Source organism: Cryobacterium sp. Hb1, assembly GCF_004403585.1.
Classification (GTDB): Bacteria; Actinomycetota; Actinomycetes; order Actinomycetales; family Microbacteriaceae; genus Cryobacterium; species Cryobacterium lyxosi.
Genome location: NZ_SOHI01000017.1, coordinates 1 through 26877, shown reverse-complemented (window position 1 = coordinate 26877; position 26877 = coordinate 1). Strand labels below are relative to the sequence as shown.

At 64.3% G+C, this 26877-nt stretch carries 24 protein-coding genes; 11 read left to right on the top strand and 13 right to left on the bottom strand.

All coding sequences use genetic code 11. From position 1 onward, the window contains the following. Positions 1-60 precede the first annotated feature (60 nt). The 5 genes from E3T38_RS06100 to E3T38_RS06080 form a co-directional block, all read right to left on the bottom strand. The gene (locus E3T38_RS06100) at positions 61-1047 is read right to left on the bottom strand and encodes a type IV toxin-antitoxin system AbiEi family antitoxin domain-containing protein (protein ID WP_134547117.1); all 987 of its coding nucleotides are present in this window, start codon (positions 1045-1047) and stop codon (positions 61-63) included. A gap of 208 nt (positions 1048-1255) precedes the next feature. Then, positions 1256-2386 (bottom strand): 23S rRNA (guanosine(2251)-2'-O)-methyltransferase RlmB, encoded by a 1131-nt coding sequence (gene rlmB / locus E3T38_RS06095; RefSeq protein WP_104196456.1) that lies wholly within the window; start codon positions 2384-2386, stop codon positions 1256-1258. Continuing rightward, positions 2386-3801, bottom strand: a complete 1416-nt coding sequence (cysS, locus tag E3T38_RS06090; protein WP_134547115.1) for a cysteine--tRNA ligase — start codon at positions 3799-3801, stop codon at positions 2386-2388. Before cysS ends, rlmB begins: the two co-directional genes overlap by 1 nt. Further along, complete coding sequence (gene ispD / locus E3T38_RS06085; protein ID WP_134547113.1) at positions 3798-5183, bottom strand: 2-C-methyl-D-erythritol 4-phosphate cytidylyltransferase; 1386 nt, start codon at positions 5181-5183, stop codon at positions 3798-3800. The genes cysS and ispD overlap by 4 nt, the downstream gene beginning before the upstream one ends. Positions 5184-5304: 121 nt before the next feature. Continuing rightward, positions 5305-5787, bottom strand: coding sequence for a CarD family transcriptional regulator (locus E3T38_RS06080; protein WP_104192043.1), 483 nt, complete (start codon positions 5785-5787; stop codon positions 5305-5307). 177 nt (positions 5788-5964) lie between these two features. Between E3T38_RS06080 and E3T38_RS16655 the strand changes: the two genes are divergently transcribed. Continuing rightward, positions 5965-6510, top strand: coding sequence for a hypothetical protein (locus tag E3T38_RS16655; protein ID WP_166805448.1), 546 nt, complete (start codon positions 5965-5967; stop codon positions 6508-6510). 61 nt (positions 6511-6571) lie between these two features. Here E3T38_RS16655 and E3T38_RS06070 read toward each other — a convergent pair whose 3' ends face one another. Together E3T38_RS06070 and E3T38_RS06065 are read right to left on the bottom strand one after the other, a co-directional pair. After that, positions 6572-7255 (bottom strand): response regulator transcription factor, encoded by a 684-nt coding sequence (locus tag E3T38_RS06070; protein ID WP_104199923.1) that lies wholly within the window; start codon positions 7253-7255, stop codon positions 6572-6574. Then, on the bottom strand, positions 7252-8442 hold the full coding sequence (locus tag E3T38_RS06065) for a cell wall metabolism sensor histidine kinase WalK (protein WP_134547109.1): 1191 nt from the start codon (positions 8440-8442) through the stop codon (positions 7252-7254). Before E3T38_RS06065 ends, E3T38_RS06070 begins: the two co-directional genes overlap by 4 nt. Before the next feature lie 179 nt (positions 8443-8621). Here E3T38_RS06065 and phoU point away from each other — a divergent pair, with 179 nt between their 5' ends. Then, positions 8622-9278 carry a phosphate signaling complex protein PhoU gene (gene phoU, locus E3T38_RS06060; protein WP_134547107.1) on the top strand — a complete coding sequence of 219 codons (657 nt, stop codon included), beginning with the start codon at positions 8622-8624 and terminating at the stop codon, positions 9276-9278. Positions 9279-9486: 208 nt separating this feature from the next. On the opposite strand, the gene E3T38_RS06055 is transcribed toward phoU, so the two are convergent. The 4 genes from E3T38_RS06055 to E3T38_RS06040 all read right to left on the bottom strand — a co-directional run bounded on the left by E3T38_RS06055 (position 9487) and on the right by E3T38_RS06040 (position 12826). Next, the gene (locus tag E3T38_RS06055) at positions 9487-10239 is read right to left on the bottom strand and encodes a phosphoglyceromutase (RefSeq protein ID WP_134547105.1); all 753 of its coding nucleotides are present in this window, start codon (positions 10237-10239) and stop codon (positions 9487-9489) included. 30 nt (positions 10240-10269) lie between these two features. Beyond that, positions 10270-11478 carry a folate-binding protein YgfZ gene (locus tag E3T38_RS06050; RefSeq protein ID WP_134547103.1) on the bottom strand — a complete coding sequence of 403 codons (1209 nt, stop codon included), beginning with the start codon at positions 11476-11478 and terminating at the stop codon, positions 10270-10272. Between the two features lie 224 nt (positions 11479-11702). Beyond that, complete coding sequence (locus tag E3T38_RS06045; RefSeq protein ID WP_134547101.1) at positions 11703-12431, bottom strand: FABP family protein; 729 nt, start codon at positions 12429-12431, stop codon at positions 11703-11705. 143 nt (positions 12432-12574) lie between these two features. Further along, positions 12575-12826 (bottom strand): hypothetical protein, encoded by a 252-nt coding sequence (locus E3T38_RS06040; RefSeq protein WP_134547099.1) that lies wholly within the window; start codon positions 12824-12826, stop codon positions 12575-12577. A gap of 72 nt (positions 12827-12898) precedes the next feature. On the opposite strand from E3T38_RS06040, the gene E3T38_RS06035 reads away from it, so the two are divergent. The 8 genes from E3T38_RS06035 to pstB all read left to right on the top strand — a co-directional run bounded on the left by E3T38_RS06035 (position 12899) and on the right by pstB (position 22033). Continuing rightward, the gene (locus E3T38_RS06035) at positions 12899-13591 is read left to right on the top strand and encodes a response regulator transcription factor (RefSeq protein ID WP_134547097.1); all 693 of its coding nucleotides are present in this window, start codon (positions 12899-12901) and stop codon (positions 13589-13591) included. Next, positions 13560-14432 carry a mycothiol synthase gene (mshD, locus tag E3T38_RS06030; RefSeq protein WP_134547095.1) on the top strand — a complete coding sequence of 291 codons (873 nt, stop codon included), beginning with the start codon at positions 13560-13562 and terminating at the stop codon, positions 14430-14432. Before E3T38_RS06035 ends, mshD begins: the two co-directional genes overlap by 32 nt. A gap of 174 nt (positions 14433-14606) precedes the next feature. After that, entirely contained in the window at positions 14607-16778 is a 2172-nt protein-coding gene (locus E3T38_RS06025; protein ID WP_134547093.1) for an RNA degradosome polyphosphate kinase, read from the top strand. Next, positions 16778-17725 (top strand): NUDIX hydrolase, encoded by a 948-nt coding sequence (locus E3T38_RS06020; RefSeq protein ID WP_255452728.1) that lies wholly within the window; start codon positions 16778-16780, stop codon positions 17723-17725. Before E3T38_RS06025 ends, E3T38_RS06020 begins: the two co-directional genes overlap by 1 nt. A gap of 232 nt (positions 17726-17957) precedes the next feature. Beyond that, positions 17958-19052 (top strand): phosphate ABC transporter substrate-binding protein PstS, encoded by a 1095-nt coding sequence (gene pstS, locus E3T38_RS06015; RefSeq protein ID WP_134547091.1) that lies wholly within the window; start codon positions 17958-17960, stop codon positions 19050-19052. Positions 19053-19196: 144 nt separating this feature from the next. Then, entirely contained in the window at positions 19197-20138 is a 942-nt protein-coding gene (gene pstC, locus E3T38_RS06010; protein ID WP_134547089.1) for a phosphate ABC transporter permease subunit PstC, read from the top strand. Next, the gene (gene pstA, locus E3T38_RS06005) at positions 20138-21226 is read left to right on the top strand and encodes a phosphate ABC transporter permease PstA (RefSeq protein WP_134547087.1); all 1089 of its coding nucleotides are present in this window, start codon (positions 20138-20140) and stop codon (positions 21224-21226) included. The genes pstC and pstA overlap by 1 nt, the downstream gene beginning before the upstream one ends. A 27-nt stretch (positions 21227-21253) precedes the next feature. Next, positions 21254-22033 (top strand): phosphate ABC transporter ATP-binding protein PstB, encoded by a 780-nt coding sequence (gene pstB / locus E3T38_RS06000; protein WP_134547085.1) that lies wholly within the window; start codon positions 21254-21256, stop codon positions 22031-22033. A gap of 8 nt (positions 22034-22041) precedes the next feature. Here pstB and E3T38_RS05995 read toward each other — a convergent pair whose 3' ends face one another. Then, complete coding sequence (locus E3T38_RS05995; RefSeq protein WP_134547083.1) at positions 22042-23553, bottom strand: amidohydrolase family protein; 1512 nt, start codon at positions 23551-23553, stop codon at positions 22042-22044. A 293-nt stretch (positions 23554-23846) separates the two neighbouring features. Here E3T38_RS05995 and E3T38_RS05990 point away from each other — a divergent pair, with 293 nt between their 5' ends. Further along, positions 23847-24161, top strand: a complete 315-nt coding sequence (locus E3T38_RS05990; protein WP_134547081.1) for a hypothetical protein — start codon at positions 23847-23849, stop codon at positions 24159-24161. Between the two features lie 191 nt (positions 24162-24352). Here the strand turns inward: E3T38_RS05990 and E3T38_RS05985 are convergent, their stop codons facing one another. Further along, positions 24353-26512, bottom strand: a complete 2160-nt coding sequence (locus E3T38_RS05985) for an acyltransferase family protein (RefSeq protein WP_134547079.1) — start codon at positions 26510-26512, stop codon at positions 24353-24355. Positions 26513-26877: the final 365 nt, after the last annotated feature.

Here is a 26877-nt window from a genome sequence, read left to right as displayed (position 1 = left end):
CGCAGTGGCGACGGAAATTGGCGCCATTTAGGGTACGTGCGGGGCGCATCCAATGCAGGTTTAGGCACGCGGAACGTCGTGCTGAATCATGAATTCGGAGAATAAGCGAGGAGAGTAGGCCATGTCCCAGTCCCAGCGGTCGAAGCTGGTGACTTCACGACGCAGGAGATTTTCTCGATTCTTCTCGGCGACGACCACGTCGCCCGGGTGCCGGTCGCCCAATAGTGCGCCCCGGGTGTACTTGATTTTGCCGTCGAATTCGCCGATCTTGCGCACTCCGCGCCAGAAGAAGTCGACCCAGTACTCTCGGTCCTGCACGACGAAGCGCACCTGAAGTTCGGGTATCTCGAAGCCCAACTCGACCATGCGTACCCGGCTCAACGACTCGCCCGGATTGGCAGACAGCGGATTCGCGAAGTCTATGACCCGACGCACCGTTTGGCCTCCACGTCTGGGATGCACCAGCGCCAGTTCGGCGTAGAGGTCGTCCTTGCAGAGTATCGGAGCACTGCAACTGCCCTGCCGGCGTTCCCGCTGCCCGCGCTCCTGCTCCACGCGCAGGGCGTGGTCCATCATCGTGACGCCGACGAGAAAGCTTGAGGTTGCCGCCACATCGATGAGGGTGCGCGTGAGGGTGGTAGCGGCGCATCCGTTTATCGTGACCGGCTCCGGCTCGACCACGCTGCGATGGCTCATGGTGAATCGGGCGCTGCTGCCCCCGGCCGCGTCGTTGTTGATCGCGTGCACGACTGTGGGCCAAGGTCCGATGATGGGCAAGTTGTACAGTGCCGCCGCCGAATGATGGGAGAGGAGAAGCGGTTCCTCGGCCGTGACCACGGTGGCACGAACGAAGAGTCGATAATGGTCGTCGCTCTCGGCCCTGCGCCAGGTGTCCCCCGAGGCATAGACTCCGCGACGGATGCGTACCAGCTCACCCTTCGCAAGCAGTGCGCGCACGGCCCGCGTGTTCAGCCCCGCCGCCCACAGGGACTCAGCGAGAATTAGGCCGTCGTTGTGGGCACTTGGAACATCCAAAATCTCAAGCATGACCAATTGTCATCATGCTCAGGACCTGGAGGGTGTGACGTCGACTGATCTGTGGAAAGCGGGCAGCAACATCCGCTGTGGAGGGCGGTCACTGGTCGGGAACGTTCAGTCAATCGCGATGGTCGCCGGGCCCACCTTATGACCGTGGGCCCAGTTTATAAACTGGGCCCACGGACGGGGCCCGGGCCCCGTCCGAAAAGGAGCGAGGCTACTGCTTGGCGGCCTTTGCCTGCTTGATCTGGGCACGCAGGCGCGCCACCTCGTACAGGGTGACTCCGGCAGCGATTCCGGCGTTGAGCGACTCGGTCGCAGCACTGATTGGAATCGAGACGATCGCGTCGCAGGTCTCGGTGACGAGGCGTGACAGCCCTTTACCCTCGCTGCCGACGACGATCACGACGGGGCGCTCGGCGAAGCCCGTGCCGAGGTCGGGCAGCGACACGTCGCCGTCGCCGTCGAGACCGAGCACGAACACGCCCTGCGCTTTGAGCGCTTTCAGGGTCTGGGTGAGGTTGCTCGCCATGGCAACGGGGGTGCGGGCGGCCGCTCCGGCGCTGGTCTTCCAGGCCGAGGCGGTCACGCCGACCGAGCGACGCTGCGGCACGATGATTCCGTGGCCGCCGAACGCAGCGGTCGAGCGGATGATCGCGCCCAGGTTGCGCGGGTCTGTGATGCCGTCGAGGGCCACGAACAACGGCTTGTGGCCGCGGCTGATGGTGAGTTCGAGCAACTCCATCGGGTGCGCGTACTCGTAGGCGGGAACCTTGAGCGCGAGCCCCTGGTGCACGGCGTCACGACCGGCAAGCCGGTCGAGTTCGGGGCGCATGACCTCGAGGATGGGGATGTTGCGGCTCGTCGCCATGAGCAGCACCTCTTTGACCCGTTCATCCATTTCGATGCGCGCGGCGATGTAAAGCGTCAACGCGGGGATCTTCGCCCGCAGTGCCTCGAGCACCGAGTTGCGGCCGGTGACAATCTCGTGCTCGTCGATCTGCTTGGCCCGGCGAGTCGAGGATCCGCCGCCGCCGGTGTTGCCCGTGCCGCGCTGGGGCGCACCCTGCGAGGCGCCGCGGGCGCCGCCACGAGGGGTGCCTCCACGCGCTCCGCCTCGGTTGGCGGACGCATCCGCTGCGGGGCGCGAGTTGAAGCCGCCGGCCGCGGTGAACCGCTCCGCCGCAGCCTTGCGCTTACCGGCGGGGTGGTACGGACGGTCTTCGGCCTTCGGAGTGGGCTTTTTACCCTCGAGCGCCTGACGCCCTTGGCCGCCGGAGCCGACCTGGGCTCCGCGGCTGCCCTTGCGCACCGATCCGGTGCGCGATTTGCGGTCTAAGTTCTTCATCAGTCAAAGCTCCAATGGGCACCCGACGGGGTGTCTTCGATGGTGATTCCGGCGGCGACGAGTTCGTCCCGGATTCGGTCTGCGGCCGCGTAGTCGCGGTTTTCCCTGGCGAGGTTGCGGTCGCCGAGCAGTCGCTCGACCAACGCGCTCAGGGCCACCATGGCCGGTTCGTCCGTCGCCACGGCCCAGCCGGGCGACAAAGGGTTGATTCCCAGTACTTCGCTCATCGCGAGTACTCCGCTGCGAGCGGATGCCGCAGCGTGCAGGTCTTCGGCATCCAGCGCAGCGTTGCCGGCACGCACGGTGTCGTGGAGTACGCCGAGCGCCTGCGGAACGGCGAGGTCGTCGTCCATGGCCGCGGCGAAGTCATCCGGCACGATCTCGACGCCGGTTCCGGCGAACCGGGTTCCGGCGAGCCTTCGGTCGGCACGGTCGAGAAAACTTTCGACGCGCTCGAGGGCAGCTTCAGCCTCGACCAGCGAACCGTCGTTGTAGTCGATGGTGGAGCGGTAGTGGGCAGCGCCGAGAAAATAGCGCACGACGATGGCGCGGGCCTGGCTGAGCAGTTCGGCCGCGAACACCGAGTTGCCAAGCGACTTCGACATCTTTTGACCGTTCACGTTCACCAGGCCGTTGTGCACCCAGTAGTTCGCGAAGTCGCTGCCGGCCGCGTTGGACTGCGCGAGCTCGTTCTCGTGGTGCGGAAACCGCAGGTCGAGGCCGCCGCCGTGAATGTCGAAATGCTCGCCGAGGTAGCGGGCGGCCATAGCGGAGCACTCGATGTGCCAGCCCGGACGGCCCTGCCCCCACGGCGAGATCCAGGCGGCGGAGGCGGGCTCGCCAGCCTTGGAACCCTTCCAGAGGGCGAAGTCGCGCGGGTCTTTCTTGCCGCGTGGGGAGGCGTCCGTTGCCGCTTCCATATTGCCGGGCGACTGGTGGGTGAGGGCGCCATAGGCCGCCCAGCTCGCGCTGTCAAAGTAGACGTCGCCCGACGAATCGGGGGCGGCATAGGCGTGACCACGCTCGATCAGGGTAGTGATGAGGGTCTGCATCTCGGTGATGCTCGCCGTCGCCCGCGGCTCGTAGGTGGGGGCGAGAATGCCGAGTCGCTGGTAGCCGGCGGTGAACTCGAGCTCATAACGGTAGGCGAGGGCCCACCACTGCTCGGTCGATCCTTTCGCGTTGATCAAAATCTTGTCATCGATGTCGGTGACGTTGCGCACAAACGTGACGTTCAGTCCGCGGTAGCTGAGCCAGCGACGAAGCTGGTCGTAGACCAGGGCACTGCGCAGATGACCGATGTGCGGGCTGGACTGCACGGTGGGTCCACACACGTACATCGAGACCTGGCCCGCTTCGAGGGGGACGAAGTCACGCAAGGCCTGCGCCTTCGAATCGTAGAGTTGCATGGTCACGCCTCCCAGTTTAGGTCAGGGGTCTGACCCGGCTCGGGCAGGTGCGCAGGCTCGGCCGGCTGCCCGCTGAATCGACCTGCGCGAGGTGCGGGGTAGAGCAACGCGGTAGCCGTCGCCGCCACACCCTCACCGCGGCCGGTAAAGCCGAGCGCGTCGGTCGTTGTCGCGGCAATATTGACCGGTGCGAGGAGGATGCGGGTGAGTAGCGTTTCTGCTTCGCCCCGACGCGGCGAAAACCTGGGGCGATTGCCGATGATCTGCACCGACACATTGCCGATGAGATAACCGGCGGCGGCGACCAGGCGCACGGTCTCGGTGAGGAAAATCTCGCCGTGTGCATCGGCGAACCGAGGGTCGGCCGTGCCGAAAACGCTGCCGATATCCCCGAGTCCGGCGGCGCCGAGTATGGCATCACAGATAGCGTGCGCGACGACATCGCCGTCGCTGTGCCCGCTCAGGCCGCGTTCCCCTGGCCAGTACAACCCGGCCAGCCAGAGGTCCGTGGTGGCGTCGGTCGCGAACGAGTGCACATCGAGGCCCGTGCCGATGCGCGGAAGGTGCCAGTCGGGCGTCGGGGACGCCGTCACCGCGTGCAGGATGGCCTCGGCACGTTCGAGATCTTCGGGGGTCGTGATCTTGAAGGCGAGCGGATGGCCGGCAATAACGCTCACCGGAAGTCCAGCGTCGGCGACGAGGGCCGCATCGTCGGTGTGGGCTTCGAACCGGCCGTTCTGCGCGGCCCGGGCGTGGGCATCCGCAAGCATCGAGCGCGGAAAACCCTGCGGGGTCTGCACTGCGGAGAGCTCAGAACGATCGACGGTGCCGAGGATTGCGCCGGAATGAGCGACGCGCTTAATGGTGTCGACCAGGGGCAGCCCCGGAATAATGCCGTGTCCGGTGGAACGCACCGCAGCGACGACCTCGTCACAGAGGGCGGCGGGGGTGAGCGCGCGCGCGGCGTCGTGCACGAGCACGATGTCGATGCTCGGCATCAGTGCACTCATGCCCCGGTCGACCGAGTCCTGCCGGGTGCGCCCGCCTTCGATGATGGTGACCGTGCGCGAAGGAGGCGCGGCGATCCTGGTGGACGTGGCGGCGGGACTGGGCGCAGGCGGCGTGGTGGTGTCGGGCGCCTCGTGACGGGCGAAGACCGAAGCGGCGATGCGTCGGGCATCCATCAGCCGGTCGATGGGGGCAACCACGATGATCTGCACCGCTTCACGCATTGTGAAGATCGAATCCAAGGCACGATCCAGGAGGGGGCGCCTCTGCAGTAGGACGAATGCTTTAGGTTCGACGTGCCCGAGGCGGGAACCACTTCCGGCGGCCACGACGATGACGGCAACCGAGGGCGCAACCGCTAATGCAGGTGAATCAGTCATATCTGGAGGGTATCTATCCGGGGGTCGGGCTGGAGAGCATGGTCAGGACAAGCAAGCAAAAAGGCGACGCCTGTCGGCGCCGCCTCTTACGAAGCACAGTGATCGAGCTGGGCTCGGAAGTTCAGGAAGCAAGGACCTCGTCGAGAACGGTGGATGCTTTCTCTTCGTCGGTTTTTTCGGCCAAGGCCAACTCGCTGATCAGAATTTGTCGGGCCTTGGCCAACATCCGCTTTTCACCGGCGGACAGGCCACGGTCTTGGTCGCGGCGCCACAGGTCGCGCACCACCTCGGACACTTTGATCACATCGCCGCTGGCCAGCTTTTCAAGATTAGCCTTGTACCGGCGGGACCAGTTGGTGGGCTCTTCGGTAAACGGTGCCCGCAGCACTTCAAAAACCTTGTCGAGGCCATCTTGGCCAATAACGTCGCGAACGCCGACGAGATCAACGTTTTCGGCGGGAACTTCGATCGTCAGATCCCCCTGGGTGACGTTCAGCTTGAGGTACAGCTTTTCTTCACCCTTGATGATGCGGGTTTTCACCTCGGTGATCATCGCCGCGCCGTGGTGGGGATATACGACGGTCTCGCCAACCTCAAACAGCATGGATGTGATCCCTTCAGCGGATCCGAGTTTACCACAGCTAAGAGGTGCTACAGTACGCGCGCCCCCGCGAGGCACGTCGACGACAGCCGTGCCCCCAAACTCGCCGCTAAGCTAATAGCACAGGGAATTCTGCAGCGTCGGCCCACAGCCGAACGCTGCTTCAGTAGTGGAGGTTTTGTGAGAGCGCGCATCGCTGCATCCGTTGTATTGGCGGCTGGCATTCTGTTGGGCACGAGCGCGTGCGGATTTTTCGCACCCCCGGCCACCTCGATCGCCTACAACGCGAGTGACGGTGTAAGCGGCGATGTGGGCGAGATCCACATTCGCAACGCTCTGCTGATCTCGACCGACGGGGAACTGGCCAATCTGGTTGTCTCCGTCGTGAACCCCACAGACGCCCTGCAGACCCTGCTCGTGCAGTACGAGTCGAGCACCGGAAAGGTGTCGCAGCAGGTGCCGGTTGAGGCCAACACGACCGTGACATTCGGCACGGAGGGCGCCCCCTCAGTGGTTCTGGACAACATGGCCAGCCAGCCCGGCTCGCTGTTTCCAGTCTTCTTCCAGTACGGAGAAGAGACCGGTATTGAGCTTTTGCTGCCCGTTCTCTCCGGCGCCCAGAGCGAGTATTCGACCCTTCTGCCCACGCCAGCACCGACCGTGACACCGACCCCCACGGCAACACCGACCGTGACACCGACCCCCACGGCCACGCCTTCCGCGTAACCCGCGCAACACACGAAACAGGCCGCCATCCCTCAGGGACGGCGGCCTGTTTCGTTTTCCCCTAGGCTTCGAACCGGTACCCGAGACCGCGCACGGTTACGAGCATGACCGGCTCGGACGGGGCTGCCTCGATGCGTGAGCGGATGCGTTTGATGTGCACGTCGAGCGTTTTCGTGTCACCAAAGTAGTCGGTACCCCAGACTCGGTCGATGAGCTGGCCGCGGGTCAGCACGCGACCGGCGTTTCGCAGCAGGAACTCGAGCAATTCGAACTCTTTCAACGGCATGTTCACGAGCTCGCCGGAGACTGTCACGGCGTGCCGTTCCACGTCCATACTCACCGTGCCAGCCGTGAGCATGGTGTCCACGTCGGCTGCACTCTGATCCTCGTGCCGACGCAGCACCGCACGAATACGGGCGACCAGTTCGCGGGTTGAATACGGCTTGGTGACGTAATCATCAGCTCCGAGCTCGAGACCAACGACGATGTCAATCTCGGAATCTTTTGCGGTGAGCATGATGATGGGTACGGTCGACCGAGTTCGAATCTCTCGGCACACCTCGGTGCCGGGGATGCCGGGCAGCATCAGATCGAGCAGAATGAGGTCGGTGCCGTTCTGGTCGAACTCGCTGATCGCGCTCGGTCCGTCTTCGGCGACGACGACCTCATAGCCCTCTCGTTCAAGCAGAAAGCTCAACGGTTCGCTCAGGGCGCTCTCGTCTTCAACTAAGAGAATGCGTGTCATAGTGTGTCTCCTGCGGTCGCACGAGCGACCGTTCGCGGTTTATTCGGGCGTGGTTCTATGATCGGTGCAGCCGCCTCCGGGAGGCGGATGGTGAAAGTGGATCCGCTGCCAGGCTGCGACCAGACGCGAATGTCACCGCCGTGGTTTTGCACGACGTGCTTGACAATGGACAGGCCGAGGCCTGTCCCACCGGTATGCCGCGATCGAGCCTGGTCGACGCGGAAGAAGCGTTCGAACACCCGGTCGATGTCGCTCTCGGCGATGCCGACTCCCTGGTCGGTAACGGTGATCTCGACGATGCCCTTCTGCAGGCGCACGCCGACGCCGACTCGTGACCCCTCGAGGGAATAGTTCACCGCGTTTGCGACGAGGTTATGCACGGCGACGGTGAGTAGAGCTTCGTCACCGAACACCCGGGCCCCGGACTTCTTGCCGATGACGATCGTGATGCGCTCGGCCTCGGCGACGACCCGACTTTGATCGACCGCTGCGGCGACGATGTCGTCAACACTGAGAATCTCAGGTTCCGCGAGGGCATCCTGCGCCTGCAGCCGGGACAGCTCGATGATCTCCTGGGTGAGGCGGCCGAGCCTCGCCGACTCCGTCGTCAATCGGTTGGCAAAGCGGCGAACCTGCTCCGGTTCATCCGCTGCCTGGTTGAGAGCCTCGGCGAGCAGACCGACCGAGGCGATGGGGGTCTTCAGTTCGTGGCTGATATTGGCCACGAAGTCGCGGCGCACCTCGTCGAGGCGAAAGGCTTCGGTGCGGTCCTCAGCCAACATCAGCACATAGCGCGTGCCGAGTCGGGCCAGGCGCACCCGAAAGCGCATGCTCGCGTCGCCGAACGGGCCGCGGGACAGCACCAGGTCTTCGGAGATCGGCTCGCCGGTCTGCCGTACCCGACGGGCGAGTTCGAGCAGTTCGGGGTGCACCAGCTGCTGGTTCCAGACCAAGCCCAGAGTGAGAGCGCCCGGGCTGGTCTTGATGACGTTGTTCGACGGGTCGAGCACGACACCAGCGGTCTCGAGGGCGTCGAGCACCTGATCGATACCGTCGGGCACAGCGGGGTTGACGACATCCGCAGCGCGGCGGCCGTGATGCTCGGCGACATGTATGAGCGACACGAAACCGGCACCGACCCCGAGTCCGAGTGCCAGCGACAGCAACAGCAGCCACGTCGATTCCATCTCTACAGATTACTGACAGTATTCGTCCCTCGTTCGCAACGCACCTGCGCCAGGCCCTGTACTTTAGTTAGTGTTCAAGTGGGCGGCACCTGCCGTTAACCTAAATTCGACACCATAAAGCGGTGGCCAAGGCTGGTCACACAGATCGTGCGTGTTCGCGCGGCCGAAAGGATCACCCCATGCGCGATGTATTCCAACAGGAACTAGCCGAAGTTCAACAGCGGCTCGTCGATATCGCCCGGCTCGTCGCGATTTCTATGGACAAAGCAACACGCGCCTTCAATGAGAGCGACGTGAGTCTGGCCGAAGAGGCCATCAGCGAAGACGAGAAGATCGACGAACTCACCGTCGAACTCGATGAACTCGCCATCACCATTCTCGCGCGCCAGCAGCCGGTCGCCCGCGACCTGCGCATCGTGGTCAGCGCCTTGCGCATCAGCGCTTCTCTCGAGCGGATGGGCGACCTCGCCACCCACATCGCCCAGCTGGCCCGGTACCGGTTTCCCGACAAGGTCATCCCCAAGGGTCTGCGCAGCACCTTCGCCGAGATGGGCGCCCTTGACGTGGTCATCGCGAACATGCTCACCGAGTTGCTCACCAACCAAAACATGCAGCTCGCCGACAGGATTCGCAACGAAGACGACAAGGTCGACGCCCTGCACTTGAGCGTGTTCGACGCCGTGCTCGGCGAAACCTGGAAGGGGCTGGCCGCCGACACGGTCGACGCGACCCTGGCCAGCCGGTACCACGAACGATTTGCTGACCACGCAGTCTCCATCGCCAAAAAGGTGCAGTACCTCGGCACGGGCGCCTGGCACCAGGACGACAGCGCTTGAATTCATGATCAAGGAAGGCCCCGGAGCATCCGCTTCCGGGGCCTTTCTTTGTAGGTTCATTGCGGCCATGCGCGCATAACTCCTGCAATTTCTGCACCGACAGCGGGCCGACCGCGTAATCACGCGGGACGTGCTGCGGTGTCGAAGAATTTGCAGGAGTTATGAGAATGAACCGGTGCGCACCGGGCCTGTCGTGTGGGCGCGCAGGCTACTTCGTGGTGCCCTGGGCGGCCACGGCGGCCGCGCCGGCCGCAGCAGCTTCGGGGTCGAGGTACTCCCCCGGTGCGAGCGGCATAAGGTCTTCGCCGAGCTGGTAGACGAGCGGAATTCCGGTGGGGATGTTCAGCTCGGCGATGTCGGCGTTGCTGATGCCGTCGAGGTGCTTGACCAGGGCGCGCAGGGAGTTGCCGTGCGCGGTGACCAGTACGGTTTTGCCGGCGCGCAGGTCGGGCGCGATGTTCGACTGCCAGTAGGGCAGCATCCGCTCGACGACGTCCTTGAGGCACTCGGTGCGCGGCAGGTCGGAGCCGAGGCCCGCGTAGCGGACGTCGTGCGCCTGCGAGAACTCGCTCGAGTCGTCGAGCACGGGCGGTGGGGTGTCGTAAGAGCGGCGCCAGAGCATGAACTGCTCCTGGCCGAATTTTGCCTGAGTCGCGGCCTTGTCAAGGCCCTGCAGCCCGCCATAGTGGCGTTCATTGAGGCGCCAGGAACGCCTCACCGGGATCCAGGAGCGGCCGGCCTCGTCGAGCGCGAGATTCGCGGTCTGGATGGCGCGCGAGAGCAGGCTGGTGTGCAACACGTCGGGCAGCAGGTCGGCATCCCGCAGCAGCGCGCCGGCGCGCGCGGCTTCGCTGGCACCCTGCTCACTCAGGGGAACGTCTACCCAGCCGGTGAACAGGTTCTGCTGGTTCCAGGTGCTTTGGCCGTGGCGGAGGAGGACGAGTGTGTATGGGGCAGGCATGTGCCCACTCTATCGAGCGGCGGGGTGGCCTCAGTGACCGGGCGTGCGGATGCCCAGGCGAGGCAGACGGGGGATCTCAGCGACGGACCCGGCCGACTGCGGCACGATAATCTCCTGGCTGGCCGAGATGGAGATCCCCTCGGAGGCGACGTACAGCGTCGACGCAGCCGGAATGGTGCGCTTGATCACCGCGAGCGCGATCGGCCCGAGCTCGTAGTGGATTCCGCTCGAGGTGATGACGCCGACGGTGACCCGCTCGGCTTCCTGCTCGGGCCTGACGCGGTCGGCCTGGACCGGGTCGCCAGGGGCAGGCAAAACGCCCTCTGATCCGTCGAGGTGCAGCATGACCAGCCGGCGCGGCGGGTGGCCGAGGTTGTGCACCTTCGCGACGGTTTCCTGCCCGCGATAGCAGCCCTTGCTCAGGTGCACGGCGGTGCGCAGCCAGTCCAGTTCGTGCGGGATGCTCTTCTCATCGACCTCGCGGGCCCGGCGCGGCCGCCAGGCGGCGATGCGCAACGCTTCGAGGGCGAGGAGTCCTGCAGGTTTCACGGTCGAGGTAGCTGCGGCACCGGTGGGCGTGACGGTCACGGTTCCGGCGGCCAGGGCATCGCGCAGGGCCGGCAGGCTGGCCCGGGCCACGAGGGTTTCCGTGTAGGTCCAGTGGGTTCCGGGGTGCTCAGGGGTTTCGGCATACTGGTAGCCGCCGCGGGCGACTTGCGCCCACGGGTCCAGCCAGGTCAGGGGCACGTCGTTCGGGGATGCGGGAGCGATGCCGACGGTGGCGGGGGCATCCGTCATGGCGCCGATCGTGGCGTAAGCGAGGGTGTGGTCGACGACCTGCACGCGCAGCATGAACTTCATGCGGTCGAGGAACTTCTGTAGGCCGGGCAGCTCTGCGGCCTCGATCAGAAGCCAGGTCTCGACGCCGTCGTCGAGCACGCGGATGGCATATTCGAGACGCCCGGTGGGGTCGAGCAGCAACATCTCGGTGGATTCGCCCGGTGCAAGGCTTTTCAGTTCCTGGCTGGCGATGGAATTGAGCCAGGTGAGGCGGTCGGGGCCGGCGACGGAGAGCACGCCGCGGTGGGACAGGTCGACGATGGAGCTGCCGGCAGCGAGCGTGCGCTGCTCGATCATGGGGTTGCCGTAGTGCGCAGCGACACCGGCGTCGATTCCTTCGGCTTGCACCGCGCCGGGCAGGCCGAGCAGCGGGGAGGAGGTCGGGGCCGGGTCAGTCATGTCGCTCAATTCTGCCGGCCCGGGTTGTGGGCGGCGATCGTGCTTCGATGCGTGGGTCATCACTATCAACAGTACGACCACTCGATTTATTCGGTGGAGGGGCGGGCACACGGACTTCACCGCGCGACCGGGCCCACCCTATGGCCCCGGGCCCGGTCTATAAACTGGGCCCAGGGCCCGGGCCCAGGCCCCGTCCAAGAAAGTGGGGTGGGGGCGGTGGGGGGCTATTGCACTCGGGCCAGGCGGCCGGAGGCGTGCGTGCGTAGATCTTGGCCGAGGGCGGCGATATCCCAAGCCCAGAGCAGGTGGTTGTCGACCAGGCCGTAGAGGCGGGTGGCAGCAGCGTAGGGCTTGGCGCCCGCGGTGCGCAGCACGGCATCCGTTGCGAGATCGATGCGCGGACCCTTGACTTGGCCGAGGTAGAGTTCGGCCACACCGCCGGGGTGCACGAGGGTAACCTCAATGTCGAAGCCGCCATCCCTGTTGCGCAGCGTTTCGACGGCGGCAGCCGAGGTGAACGGACGCTCGCCCGTGCCGGGCAGCATGCCGGGGCCGGGGTCGCCGTCACCCTGGTGACGGCTGAGCCGCCAGTACCCGGTTTCGGTGACCAACGGTGTTTTCTCGTCGGACACCATCTCGGGTGGTAGCGCTTGAGGCAGTGCGGGGGCCACGCCGTCGGCGTCGGTTTCAGTTTCGGTTTCGGCAGGTGCGGACGGGCCAGCGGATGCAGCGGCCTCCGTTTCGCGGGAAGCGACCTCGGGCTCGAGCCAGGTATAGGAGCTGTAGTTCAGGTGTGGCAGGCCGTCATGGCTGAAGCTGACGCGGTGGCCGAAAGTACGACTGACCGACTCTTCGCCGATCTTGTATTCGAGTACGCCGGAGCCTTCCCACACTCCGATCAACCAGGAGAGCGGAACGAGTTCGGACGGCAAACCGACCGGCAGGTCACGCATACGTGGTTACCGCTGCCCCCGGAACAGCTTGAACACGACCATGCCCGATACCCAGGCGATCGACAAGCTGGCCAATCCGAGCAGGCCCAGGAAGAAAAGTTCAAGCGCTAACAGATCCATGCTAGAGAGTCTAGTGCGAGCGGTCAGATCGAGACGACGATCGTGGCCACCACCAGAATAACGATGGCTCCGGTGATGCTCATGGTGACCCTTTTGACGTAGCCCTCTTTGGTTCGGGTGGCGATCTGCAGGCCCAGCGTCACGAGAGTGCAGACAGCCAGTGTGAGGCCGATCCAGCTGATCTCCGACCCGTCGGTGGCGAGAATCGCGGTAAGAATTGCGCCCGCAATTGCCAGTACCCACACGGTCGCGATCGTTTTCCAGTGCCAGCTCACGTGTCTATTCTGCCTGACCGCCCGCGTTTCATGGCACGCTAGTATAAATTTCGAGATACTTGGAGGGCGCGAGTGGCGCAGTTGTTGATCCTGACCTCGGTGGCCAACAATGATGTGCTCCCCGCCCTGGCGTTGCTGTCACACAGCGCGAAACTGATTCCCGCCCAGGCGGATCAACTGATCAATGCGCCCGATTCAGATCTCATTCTGGTCGACGCCCGCAGCAACCTCGCCGCGGCCAAGTCGCTGTGCCAGATTCTGCGGACCATGAACAGCTCCACTCCCCTGCTGCTGGTGGTCACCGAAGGCGGCCTCGCCGCTGTCAGCCCCGATTGGGGCGTCGACGACGTCATTCTCGACACGGCCGGTCCCGCCGAAGTGGATGCCCGCATCCGCCTGACCGCAGGGCGCCTCGCCCACACGGTGCCGTCGAACACGATTCGTGCCGCCGGAGTGGTCATCGACGAAGCGAGCTATTCGGCGAAGGTGCACGGCAAGCCGCTCGACCTCACCTACAAGGAGTTCGAGTTGCTGCGGTTTCTGGCCGCGCATCCGTCGCGCGTTTTCACCCGCGAACAGCTGCTGAGCGAGGTGTGGGGCTACGACTATTTCGGCGGAACCCGCACGGTTGACGTGCACGTGCGGCGCCTGCGCGCCAAGCTCGGCGACCAGGAGTCGCTCATTGGCACGGTGCGCAACGTCGGCTACCGTTTCACTGTGCACGAAGAAAACGATGAGCGGGTTCCCAATTCTGTCCGCGCTTAGTACCGCGGATGCCGCTGGGCTGGCTACCTTTCACCAGGTCGCCGATTCCGCGCTGGCCTTCGACGGCTACGCGCCATTCAACGAGCAGGCGCTGTATGACCTGCAGGCGGGCCGGCGTACCGCCTATCTGGTGCGAATGAACGAACTCGTCGTCGGGGCGTCGCTGGGAGGGCCGGGCGAGATTGACCTCGTGATCAGCCCGAACTATCGGCGGCGCGGGTATGGCCGTACTGCGGCGCACGATCTCGCGCAAACCGAGCCGGATGGCGTGACCGCCTGGTCGCACGGCGATCATCCAGCAGCCCGGGCGCTCGCGAGCGAGCTTCACTTCGTCGCTGCGCGCACGTTGCTGGAGTTGCGGAAGCCCCTGCTTGACGAGGCGACGGCATCCGCTCCGTCCACTGATGAAGATATTTCGGCGTTCCGGGTGGGAATTGACGAGCCGGAGTGGGTGGCGCTGAACGCGCTCGTGTTTGCAGCACACCCGGAACAGGGCGCTATCACCGAGGCTGACCTGGCGGCGCGGCAGGCGGAGTCGTGGTTCAACGCCAACGACTTTCTGATTTTACGCAACGCCGCCGGCCGCATGATCGGCTACAACTGGCTCAAGGTCGATGGGACGATCGGCGAGATCTATGTGGTCGGGGTGCATCCGGATGCCGCCGGCCGCGGCCTTGGACGAGTGCTCATGCAGGCCGGTCTGCACCACCTGGCCGACGCTGGCTGCACGACCGCCTCGCTCTATGTCGAGGCCGACAGCTTCGGACCGGTGCATCTGTATCGGACGCTGGGGTTTGTCGACCACACGGTCGACGTGCAGTACCGCCGCGTCACCGACTGAAGGCACCTCACGGGTCGCCATGCGGGTCGCGGCCGGAAGAAAACCAAAGTTGGGGAGCAGTCCTGCGCGCGCGTGACACGCGACAAGCCGAAAAGTCAACGGCTGCCGGATTATTTCGCCAGACGTTCACCCCGTTCGTCGCGGTGACGTGACCAAGGGTGTCAGGATGGTCAGATGGACGGCGAAATCACCCAAGCAGACTCGGGACTCACAGACTTCGATGACGACTTTGACCCACTTATCGAAAAACTTGACCCGGCGCTGCCCGACGACCGCTACCTCGACCGCGAACTGAGCTGGCTCGCCTTCAACCAGCGCGTTCTCGAACTGGCCGAGGACGAGAGTCTGCCCGTGCTGGAGCGCACGAACTTTCTGGCCATCTTTGCCAGTAACCTCGACGAATTCTTCATGGTGCGTGTCGCTGGTCTGAAACGTCGTATCCTCACCGGGCTCGCGGTACCGACCAACGTGGGTCGAGCTGCCCAGGACGTGCTCAGCGACATCTCGGCGGCCGCCCACGCCCTGCAGAATCGCCACGCCCTCGCCTTCCAGAAACTCGTGCGCCCCGCCCTCGCCAACGCCGGGGTCGACGTCGTGGCCTGGGAAAGCCTGGATGACGCCGATCGCCGATCACTGCGCACCTACTTCTCGAACCAGATCTTTCCGGTGCTGATGCCCCTCGCAGTCGACCCGGCGCATCCGTTTCCCTATATCTCCGGCCTGTCACTGAATCTGGCTGTGCGGGTGCGCAACTCGAAGACCGGCAAGCAGGAGTTCGCCCGGCTCAAGGTACCGCCGATGTTGCCGCGCTTTGTGCGGGTGGATCGCACCGAGTCGGTCGACTGCATCCGCTATATCGCGCTGGAGGACCTGATCGCCAACCAGCTCGGCGACCTGTTCCCGGGCATGGAAATTCTGGAACACCACGTCTTTCGGGTCACCCGCAACGAAGACGTCGAAATCGACGAAGACGAAACCGAGAACCTGATCAAAGCGCTCGAGAAAGAGCTGCTGCGCCGCCGGTTTGGCCCGCCCATTCGGCTGGAGGTCACCGAGGACATGGACGACGTCACCCTCGGGCTGCTCGTGCGTGAACTCGACGTGACCGAGCAGGAGGTCTATCACCTGCCAGCGCCTCTCGACCTCGGCGGCCTGTTCGACCTGCGCATCGACCGCCCGGACCTGCACTTCGTCAAGCACGTGCCCACAACGGCCGCTCAGCTGCTGCCGAGCGAGCCGAACGCCGAGCAGGACATCTTCGCAGCGGTCGCCAACCGCGACGTGCTGCTGCACCATCCCTATGAGTCGTTCGCGACGAGCGTGCAGGCTTTTCTCGAGCAGGCCGCCGCCGACCCGAACGTGCTCGCCATCAAACAGACGCTGTACCGCACCTCGGGCGACAGCCCCATCGTCGAGGCACTCATCGCCGCCGCCGACAGCGGCAAGCAGGTGCTCGCCCTGGTCGAGATCAAGGCCCGATTTGACGAACAGGCGAACATCACCTGGGCCCGCAAACTCGAGAAGGCAGGCGTGCACGTGGTCTACGGCCTGGTGGGCTTGAAGACACACTGCAAGCTCGCCCTCGTGGTGCGCTACGAGAAGGGCGTGCTGCGGCACTACAGCCACGTCGGCACAGGAAACTACAACCCCAAAACCAGCCGTATCTACGAAGACCTCGGACTGCTCACAGCCGATGCCCAGGTTGGCAAAGACCTCACCCGCCTGTTCAACGAGTTGTCGGGTTATGCCATCGAGAAGAAGTTCAAGCGACTGCTGGTCGCTCCGTTGCACCTGCGGAAGGCCTTGCTCAAACACATCGCGATCGAGACCCAGAATGCGCTCGACGGCAAGACGAGTGGCATCCGGATCAAGGTCAACTCCATGGTCGACGAGGCCATCATCGACGCGCTGTATCGGGCCAGCCAGGCCGGCGTACAGGTAGACGTCTGGGTGCGCGGCATCTGCAGCCTGCGACCCGGCGTCGCGGGCATGAGCGAGAACATTCGGGTGCGGTCGATTTTGGGCCGGTACTTGGAACATTCGCGCATCTTCTCCTTTCACAGTCTCGGCGGCACCCAGGTGTACATCGGCAGCGCCGACATGATGCACCGCAACCTCGATCGCCGGGTCGAGGCGCTCGTGCGGCTGGTCGATCCTGAGCACCTGGTCGAGATCGACGAACTGTTCGAGCGAGCGATGGATCCGCGCACGTCAAGCTGGTGGCTCGACGAAACCGGCCAGTGGACCCGCCACGACGTCGACGAAAAGGGCGGGCACCTGAGCGATATGCAGAACAAGCTGATGCGGCAAATCAGTGCGCGCAAGCGGCCGACCGGACGTCGCTAGTGGCCGTCAAGGCTAACGACCCCGCCGTTTACGCCGCCGGCGCCGTCTGCTGGCGACTGGTCGAGGGTCGCATGCAGGTACTGCTGATCCACCGCACGGTACACGGCGACGTGACCATTCCCAAGGGCAAGGTGGACCCGGGCGAAACGCTGCCCCGCACCGCGGTGCGCGAAGTAGAGGAAGAGACCGGGCTGGCCGTGGCCCTCGGTGTGCCGCTCGGCGTGTCGCACTACGACATGCCAGACGGCCGCACCAAGATCGTGCACTACTGGGCCGCCGAGATTACGCCCGATGCCATCGCGCACTCCACCTTTGTGCCGAACGGTGAGGTCGCCGCCATTGAATGGGTCACCATCAAGAAGGCGCGTACCTATCTGAGCTACCCGGCTGACGTCACCATTCTCGAGGCGTTCTCCGCTTTGGTCGACGCTGGGGTGACCCGTACGTTCGCACTGATCGCGCTGCGGCACGGCAAGGCGGCGCCGCGCACCGGCGCCCTGCCCGACGCGCGTCGTCCGCTGACCGCTCGCGGCGTGAAGCAGGCGGCGAGCCTGGTCGACACGATCACGGCGTGGCGCCCGCTGCGCATAATCTCGAGCACGGCAACGCGATGTGTCACGACCGTGGCGCCGCTGGCTGCCGCCACGGGTATCCCGATCAAGCAGACCGACCTCATCAGCCAGGACGCGCTCGAAAGTGACGAAGCGGATGTTCGCGGCGTCGTCGGCAAGCGCGTGCGGGCCCGCAAGACGGCCGTGCTCTGCAGCCACGGGCCCGTACTGCCGGAGATTTTGCGCGAGATCGCGCTCGCGACGGGAAGCCAGACGTCGTCGGCACTGTCGGAGGCAGCGAACCTGGACACCGGTGGATTCACGATCGTGCACTTGTCGTCGGAGAATCCGGCGGCCGGCATCCTCGCGATAGAAACATACCCCGCGACGGCCTAGGCCGGTCAGCTGGCGCGTGACGCGTGCCGGTGCGGAAGTCGCGAGCATCGTCGGATCACGCGCGAGACCCCACTGATGAGGGCCGCAGATGCTTCAAGCGTTATCTCTCGTTTACCTTCTGTTTACCAATAGGTCGGGCGATGGTTACTTCAAATCCCTAACGTCGTTTACGGGCCAGCACCGGCTTGTATAAGCACACACAGTCTTGTCAAAACCCTGAAAGGGAATACACGTGAACTTCAAGCGTTTCGGCCGCCCCGCGGTCATCGCCATTGCCGCAGGTCTTGCTCTCTCGTCCTGTGCCGCAAACGAAGGAGCCGCCCCGGCGTCCGACGAAGCATCCGCCAGCACCCTCACCGGCACGCTCAACGGCGCCGGCGCCAGCTCGATGGGCGCAGCGCAGGAAGCCTGGCGCGCTGGATTCCAGACCGCAAACCCCGAGGTCACGATCAACTATGACCCGACCGGTTCCGGCGCGGGTCGCGAAGCCTTCATCGCCGGCGGCACCGACTTCGCCGGCAGCGACTCCTACATGAGCACCGACGAGCTCGCCGGCACTTTTGCCTCCTGCGCCCCGAACAGCAAGGCTGTCGATTTGCCGGTCTACATCTCACCCATCGCCGTGATCTTCAACGTCGACGGTGTTGACGAGCTCAACATCGATTCCAGCACGCTCGCCAAGATCTTTGCCGGCACCATCACCAGCTGGGACGACGCCGCGATCGCCGCCCTGAACCCCGACGCAACCCTGCCGGCCACCCCGATCACCGCCGTGCACCGCTCGGACGACTCGGGTACCACCAAGAACTTCTCCGACTACCTGGGCCAGACCGCACCCGACGTGTGGACCGAAAAGGCTTCGGACACGTTCCCGTTCTCCACGGGTGATGGCGCACAGGGCACCTCGGGTGTCGTCTCTGCCGTCACCAACGGCGTGGGCACCATCGGCTACGCTGACGCATCGCAGGCCGGCACGCTCAGCACCGCCAAGCTCATGGTCGGCAGCGAGTTCGTGGCTTATACCCCCGAAGCCGCGGCCGAGGTTGTCGCCGGATCGCCTCTCGTGGCCGACCGGGCTGCCGATGACCTGGCGCTCGAGCTGAACCGCAAAACCACCAACCCGGCGGAATACCCGCTCGTTCTGGTGAGCTATGCGATTGTCTGCAACGAATATGCCGATGCAGCACAGGGCGAGCTCGTCAAGGCCTACATCGAGTACATCGCCAGCGCTGCCGGCCAGGCTGTTGCTGAAGAATCCGCCGGAGTCGCACCGCTGACGGACCAGCTCGAAGCCGACGTCGCCGCTGTTCTCGCGACCGTCAAGTAACAACTCCACACACCTGCCCGGTCTGTTCTCGCACACCTGCGAGGGCAGATCGGGCAGACTGGGGTGTACGGCCAGTTGCGTCCAGCCGCATCGCACCCCCGTTTCACGTACTTTCACCAGCTCGACGCTTTTTAGGAGACCGGCATGACCACCGCTGCCGCCACGACCATCAAGGCCAGGCAACGCCCCGGCGACCGCATCTTCTCGTCGGCCACCGTGATTTCCGGAAGCCTGATCCTCGCCGTGCTCGCCGCCGTGGCCATCTTTCTGCTCGTCGAGAGCCTGCCGGCGTTCGTCGCGGGGCCAGCCGATTTCAGCGGGGACGTCACCAATTTCTGGTCGTACGTGGGCCCGCTCGTCTTTGGCACGGTCTACTCGGCCATCCTGGCGCTGCTCATGGCCGTTCCGATCGCCATTGGTATCGCCCTGTTCATCTCACACTTTGCACCGCGCAAGCTCGCGCAGGGTCTCGGTTACCTCATCGACCTGCTGGCCGCCGTTCCCTCGGTCGTGTTCGGCCTGTGGGGCATCACCGTCCTGGCCCCTCTCCTGCAGCCGTTTTACACCACCCTCGTCGATTGGTTCGGCTGGTTCCTTCCCTTCGCCGGTCCTGTCTCGGGCACCGGACGAACGATCTTGACCGTCTCTGTGGTGCTCGCCGTAATGATCCTGCCGATCGTCACCGCCATCTGCCGCGAGATCTTTTTGCAGACTCCCCTGCTGCACGAAGAGGCTGCGCTGGCCCTGGGTGCCACCAGATGGGAAATGATTCGTATGGCCGTGCTGCCGTTCGGCCTGCCGGGCATCATCTCGGCCTCGATGCTCGGCCTCGGCCGTGCGCTCGGCGAGACCATGGCCGTGGCCATGGTGCTCTCCCCCAGCCCCGACGTCTTCTTCCAACTACTCACGTCACAGAACTCCAACACGATCGCGGCGAATATCGCACTCAATTTTCCCGAGGCGCACGGTGTCGGCGTGAATATTCTGCTCGCGACCGGCCTCGTTCTGTTCATCGTGACACTGCTCGTGAACATGCTGGCCCGGGTCATCATCAACAGCCGTAAGGCATTTTCGGGAGCCAACTGATGTCATCCGTTCTGGAAGCTTCGCCGCTCACGAACTCGCTCACCGCGGGCAAGCTACCCCGGCGGTCGTCACTGTGGGTACTGCTCGCGAGCTGGGCTGTTTCGGCCGCCTTCTTTGCGATGCTCTACCTATCGGGCACGGTCGACGGCTTCAACTTGGTGGGCACGGTCGTGTTCGGCACTGTGCTCTACTGCGTGGCCATTTACGTACTCTCTCGCTTGGTGGAAGGCTCGCGCAAGGCCATGGACCGGTTGATCACAGCACTCGTGACGGCCGCATTCATCATTGCTCTGCTGCCGCTCGCTTCGATCGTCTACACCACCGTCGTGAATGGGCTTCCCGCCTTTCTGACGCCGACATTCTTCACCGAGTCACAACGCAACGTGGTCGGCGGCGGCGGCGGCGTGCTGCACGCGGTGATCGGCACCCTGCTGGTTACCGGCGTTGCCACGCTCATCTCGGTGCCGATCGGGCTGCTCACCGCGATCTACCTCGTTGAATATGGCCGTGGCCGACTCGCCAGGGCCATCACATTCTTCGTCGACGTGATGACCGGAATCCCCTCGATCGTCGCCGGGCTCTTCGCCTTCGCGCTGTTTGCGCTTTTGTTCAACGACCCGGGTATCCGCTTTGGTTTCGGTGGGTCCATCGCACTGACCGTGCTGATGATTCCCGTGGTGGTGCGCTCGAGCGAAGAGATGCTCAAGCTCGTGCCGAATGAACTGCGCGAGGCGGCTTTTGCCCTGGGGGTGCCGAAGTGGCTGACCATTCTCAAGGTCGTGCTGCCGACATCCATTGCCGGAATCGTCACCGGCGTGATGCTGTCGATCGCCCGCGTGATCGGTGAGACGGCTCCGCTGCTGATCATTGCCGGGTTCACGTCGAGCATGAACTACGACCTGTTCAGCGAACGCATGATGACGCTGCCGGTGTTCGTGTATACGCAATACGCCAACCAGGGCGCCGACGCGCAGTCTTACGTGGACCGGGCCTGGGCCGGGGCGCTCACCCTGATCGTGATCGTGATGCTGCTCAACGGTCTCGCCCGCCTGATCGCCTACTGGTTCTCGCCCAAACTGGGCCGCTAATTTTTCATTCAGTATAGAAAGGGACCTATGTCCAAGCGCATCGAAGTCAACGACCTCAACGTGTATTACACCAATTTTCTGGCCGTCGAGGGTGTCTCGATCGTCATCGAGCCGCGCACGGTGACCGCGTTCATCGGGCCGAGCGGTTGCGGTAAGAGCACATTCATTCGCACGCTCAACCGCATGCACGAAGTCATCCCCGGCGCCCGCGTCGAGGGTGAGGTGCTCATCGACGGCAACAATCTCTACGGACCGGGCGTTGACCCCGTGCTCGTGCGTCGCCAGGTGGGCATGGTCTTTCAGCGACCCAACCCGTTTCCGACCATGTCGATCCAGGACAACGTGCTGGCCGGCGTGAAGCTCAACAACCGTCGCATGTCGAAAACAGATGCCGACGACCTCACCGAAAAGGCCCTCCGCGGCGCCAACCTGTGGAACGAGGTGAAGGATCGCCTGGGGCGCCCCGGATCGGGGCTGTCGGGTGGGCAGCAGCAGCGACTGTGCATCGCCCGCGCCATTGCCGTCGAGCCCGACGTGATTCTGATGGACGAGCCGTGTTCGGCGCTCGACCCGATCTCGACGCTGGCCATCGAGGACCTCATCGAAGAGATGAAGCAGGAGTACACGATCGTGATCGTGACGCACAACATGCAGCAGGCGTCGCGGGTGTCTGACCGTACGGCGTTCTTCAATATTGCGGGCACCGGCAAGCCGGGCAAGCTCATCGAATACAACGACACCACGACGATCTTCTCGAACCCGACCGTGCAGGCGACCGAGGACTACGTGTCTGGACGGTTCGGGTAGGCCTGCCCTCAGCCGCCGAACAGGGCGGCGCCGTGGGTAGCGCGGCCGGCGAGCAGCGTGGCAGCCACGGGCATCCGTTCAAAGACGGTATCGGATACCTGTAGCGGGTCACCGTCGAGGACGGCAAGGTCGGCGACATCGCCAACGCGCAGGCGGGTGCGGCCGCGAGCTGACGCGGCCAGTGCCTGACTGCGGGTGATGACCTGGTCGGGGCGCCAGGGCTCTCGGCCGTCACTACGAGCCCGGGACGACGCTGCGCTCATGGCGGTGAAGGGATCGAGGGGGGCGACGGGGGCGTCGGATCCGAAGGCGAGGGTGGCGCCGGCGTCGAGCAGCGAGCGCAGAGCGAAAACGCGGTCGGCTCCGTCTGCCCAGTTGGATTCGATGGCGTCGCGGTCGTCGAGGGCCTGCTCCGGCTGCACGCTTGCCGTGACGCCCAGGCAGGCAAAGCGGGCGAAATCCTGAGCCTGCAAAAACTGGGCGTGTTCGATGCGGCCGGCCACGCGCGGGCGGCCGGTCGTGCCGCCGGGGTTGTCACGGCCGATGGTGCCGGCGCGCTCGAAGGCGTTGAGCGCGACGGTGTTGGCCGCGTCGCCGATAGCGTGCACCGCGGGCAGCAGCCCGGCTTCCCGCGCCTTCAACAGAATCTCGGTGAGCTCGTCTTCGCCCACGACGAGCACCCCGTGCCCACCGACCGGGTATTCGTTGACGCAAAAGGCCGTGCGGGTGTTCAGCGACCCGTCGATGAGCAGCTTGAGCGGCCCTACGCTGAGCAGGCCGCGGGTATCTGCGATGAGGTCGCCGGTGTGCATCCGCTCGTCGACGGCGCGGTCAAGGTCGGCGACGTAGACGCCGGCATCGATGCGAAGGGCATCGAATCCGTTGCTGATGCGGCGCTGCCACGGGTCACGGTTCCAGGTCATTTCAAAGTCGACGACACCGACGACACCGCGGGCGGCGGCCCGACTCCCGGCCTGGGCGGTCAGAACGTCGACTTCGGCGTCGGGCAGCTGGCCGAGTGCCAGGGTGAGGTCGAACGCGGCCTGCTCCCTCAGCAAGCCGGACTCGTCGACGTACACGTCAAAACGCACAGCGGCCGCACTGTTGAGCCAGACGCAGTGCAGGTCATGACTGATCAAAGCGGTCGGATGCCCCTCTGTCGCCTCATCGAGGCCGTGCAGGGTCGGCCAGTCAGCCCAGGTCGCGTCGCGAAATCTGACTCCGATCAACGGGGTCGGCTGCGCGGCCGTGATGATCTGCGCGCGCACGAGCCCGAGCGCCTCATGGGCCGAAGAGGCTGCGGAGAGGTCGAACCGGGCTCCGGCGAGCGCCCACTGGGTCATGTGCACGTGTTCATCCCACAGGCCGGGGATGACGGTGCGGCCCTCGAGGTCGACGGTGGGGGCATCCGTTTTGGTGTGTGTAGGCGCGATCTGCGTGATGACCCCGTCGGAGATATGCACGTCGCAGAGCGTGCTGTCGCCGGGCTGCGTGACGGAGCGCAGAACGAGATCGGGCATGGATCGTCTTTCACTCAAGGGGCAATGTGCCCCCTTGCCACACTACAGGCGCGTGAGGGGTGGATCCGTTGACCGATTTCGACTCCTTCGGCGAAACTTTCACCTCGCGCACGTACGCGTAGCAGGCCAGACAAGCGAGGCGACGGCCCGGGAGCGTACCGCACAATATTTTCAATGAGAATTTGTCAGCAACCCGTAGATATCTACGGTAGAAATCGCTACGGTATGAGGCGTTCAAGGCACACATTCACCTCGATCCGTGCCGAACCGACCGTTCTGACAGGAAATCTCTCATGCTCAAGAAGCTTTTTGCAATTACCGCCCTCGCCACGCTGGCCGTCTTCGCTGTGCCAGCCGCAGCATCCGCTGTAACGTACGTTCCGAACGGCAGTTCGAGCCCGGAGGCGACCGGCGCCGTTGTTCCTCCGGACGCGGGGTATGTCGGCTCCGCAGAGGAATACGTGGGCTACGTCGGGCTTGCCTCCACGGGCTATGACGCCTCCGTGCTGGCGATTTCGGGCGGAACCGCCGCGCTGCTGCTCGGGCTGACCTTCGTCACCACGACCGCGGTGCGACGGAAGCGCGCCGAAGGCGCGGCGCGCGCATAAAGCGGACGCCAGCCGCCCTCGCGGCACCGTCTAGGGACGAGCGCACCCCAAGGAACCGGTGCCCTCTTCCCTCAACGGTGCCGCGAGCGCTCAACATCTGCCCGGTGGGAAAACGGCGGGTGTCGACCCGGAATGATATTGCCGGCAGCCCCGAAAACCACCCGGCGCTGGACCCGACACTGGACCCGACACTAGGCGCTCGGCGGAGCGATCTTGAGGGACTGCAGTTTCTCCTGGAGCACTGCACCGATGCTTTCGCTGTAGGTCGCGGTGAGATGACTGGAGTCGGCGTACACGGCTGATTTGTCAACAAAGGCGGGGCATAGAGCCTCAATGCAGAACCAGGACTGGGTGTCGATGAACGTCGTGCCAACCGAGGTCGCGGCGCTCGCTTCGGCACGAAGAAGAACCTTCCAGTCGTCTTGAATCGAACGGATGCAATTGCCCGGCTGAGACAAGGGGGTGTAACACGACTGCAGATTTTCTGCACCGGGAGGGGTCATAAGGCTGACTTTCGACGCGCGTGCGGGCAGCTCGGCAAGCGCGGCCGCGTAGGCCGCGGTCCATTCGGATTCCGCGGCCGGCCCTTCAGCCTGAGACGCCAGTCGTTTGATGGAGAGAAAGGAATCGGAGAGGATGATCAGGTCAGGGTCCAGTTGCCGCACCTTCTGCTGCGCCCAGTCGGTGAATGATCCACACTCGTCAAACACTTTGTCCCGGGCACGCGGGTCGAGGACATCCGTTCGCGCGATGGGGCAACTCTCCTTGGTGAGTGCCTGTATCGAGTAGCCGAGGGGTTCGAGCGCCGAAATCACGGCCGGAAGCCAGCTGGTGGCGATGGAATCGCCCAGCACGACGGCGGTGCGTGTTGGAACAGCTGCGCCGTAGGAGCACAGATCGAAATTGCGATCGGTGACGTTCAGACAGCCATTTTCGGTCCATTGCGGAACACGCTGATCGGCCAAATTGACGATGGGCGGGTTGAACTCCGGCCACGTTGAAGCCAATAGCGCCGATGAAAGCTGTGCCTGTACGGCGTCGGCCTGCGGCGCTAGGGAGGGAGCCGTCGAATCTCTGGGAGCCGCCGGCACGTAGCCAGCTGCGGGGTTGGGTGACAGCGACGGGAGGATTGCGAGGAAGACGACACCGAAAGCCACGAGCGTGGCGCCGGCAAGCCCGTTGCGTTTTAGGGCGGGGCCGTGCTGTCGCCGCCAGGTGGACCACTCAAGACGGCGGCGCTGGCGGGACGTCTTGCCGCCGAGCCACGGTGATTTATGCAGGGGCCGCTCGACCAGGTTGTAGGCGAGCACCGAAAGCACCGCGATACCCACGAGAACGAGGACATAGTACCGAGGCGAAGACGGCGAAATCAGCGTGCCGGCCAGAATGATGACCGGAAAGTGCCAGAGGTACAGGGAATAGGAAATGTTGCCGAGGTAGACGCTGACCCGGTTAGTCAGCGGATAGAGGAAGCGCTGCTCACCCCCGATGCCGGCTGCGATAACGAGGGCTGCGGCGACGACCGGGAGCACAGCCCACGGCGCAGGGAAAGGCAAGGTTTCATTGATGACGAAGATCGAGAAGACGATGCCGAGCAATCCTACCCACGCGAGAATCGGACGCGCTCGCGCTGGAATCTGTGACCACCACGGCGACGTTATGGCGATGAGCGCGCCCACACCGAGTTCCCAAGCCCGTGTAAAGGTGGAGAAATAGGCCAAGGTCGGGTGGGCTTGCGTGTCAAACATGGCCCACCCGAACGACACGACGATGATGAGTGCCATGACGACGCCGGTGACAAGACGTCGACGATTGACTCCCGCTTTGGCGGCGACAATCAACACGGCGAGCATCAACCCCGGCCAGACAAAGTAGAACTGTTCCTCGACGGAGAGGGACCAGTAGTGCTGCAGGGGAGAAATCGGGCCGTCCGCCAGAAAATAGTCCGTGCCGGCGGCAGCGAAGTGCCAGTTCGCCGTGAAGAAGAATGCCCAGATCGCATCCCAGAACGTCTGGTCAAACCGGCCCCTGTTGAACAAGAGCAATGCCGTGCCAAGGGTGACCAACAAAACGAGCGTCGCTGCCGGGATGATGCGCTTGATGCGGCGTTGATAGAAGACCGTGAAAGAGATGTGATTTGTTCGCTCATGCTCGCGCAGCAGTAGTCCGGTGATGAGGAAGCCGCTGATTACGAAAAAGACATCGACACCCACGAAACCGCCGGACGGCCACGCCCAGATATGGTCGAAGATGACGGCCACGACGGCGAGCGCACGGAGTCCTTGAATATCGGAACGGACGCCGCTCGGTTTATTCTCCTGCGCCCGTGGGAGCTGAGCAGTGGGCGACATTGTTCTCCCTGCGATTGAGGGTCAGTGTGCATTCAGCGCCGGATGCTTGGGTGCTGCGGGGTGGCGGCCAACGCCTCAAAAAGACCGTGATGAGTCGAGGGTAGTAGATCATGAGGATTGCGCGCCATTCGTTCCGGCTTGTCGATGGCGTGGCACCCCGGAAGACAACGTGCTGGGTTGGGGTGCGCGAAGAGGCGGGCCTCGCGTGCTGTGTGCACGTGGGGCCCGCCTGGTGTTCCTGCGAGGGAGTTCTGGGGTGGTTAGCGGGGGTGGTTAGCCTTTTTTGATGGTGACGATGGAGTTGTCGGTGTAGTAGTTGCGTTGGAAGTCGATGATGGTGGTGGTTTTGGCTATGACGGCGCAGT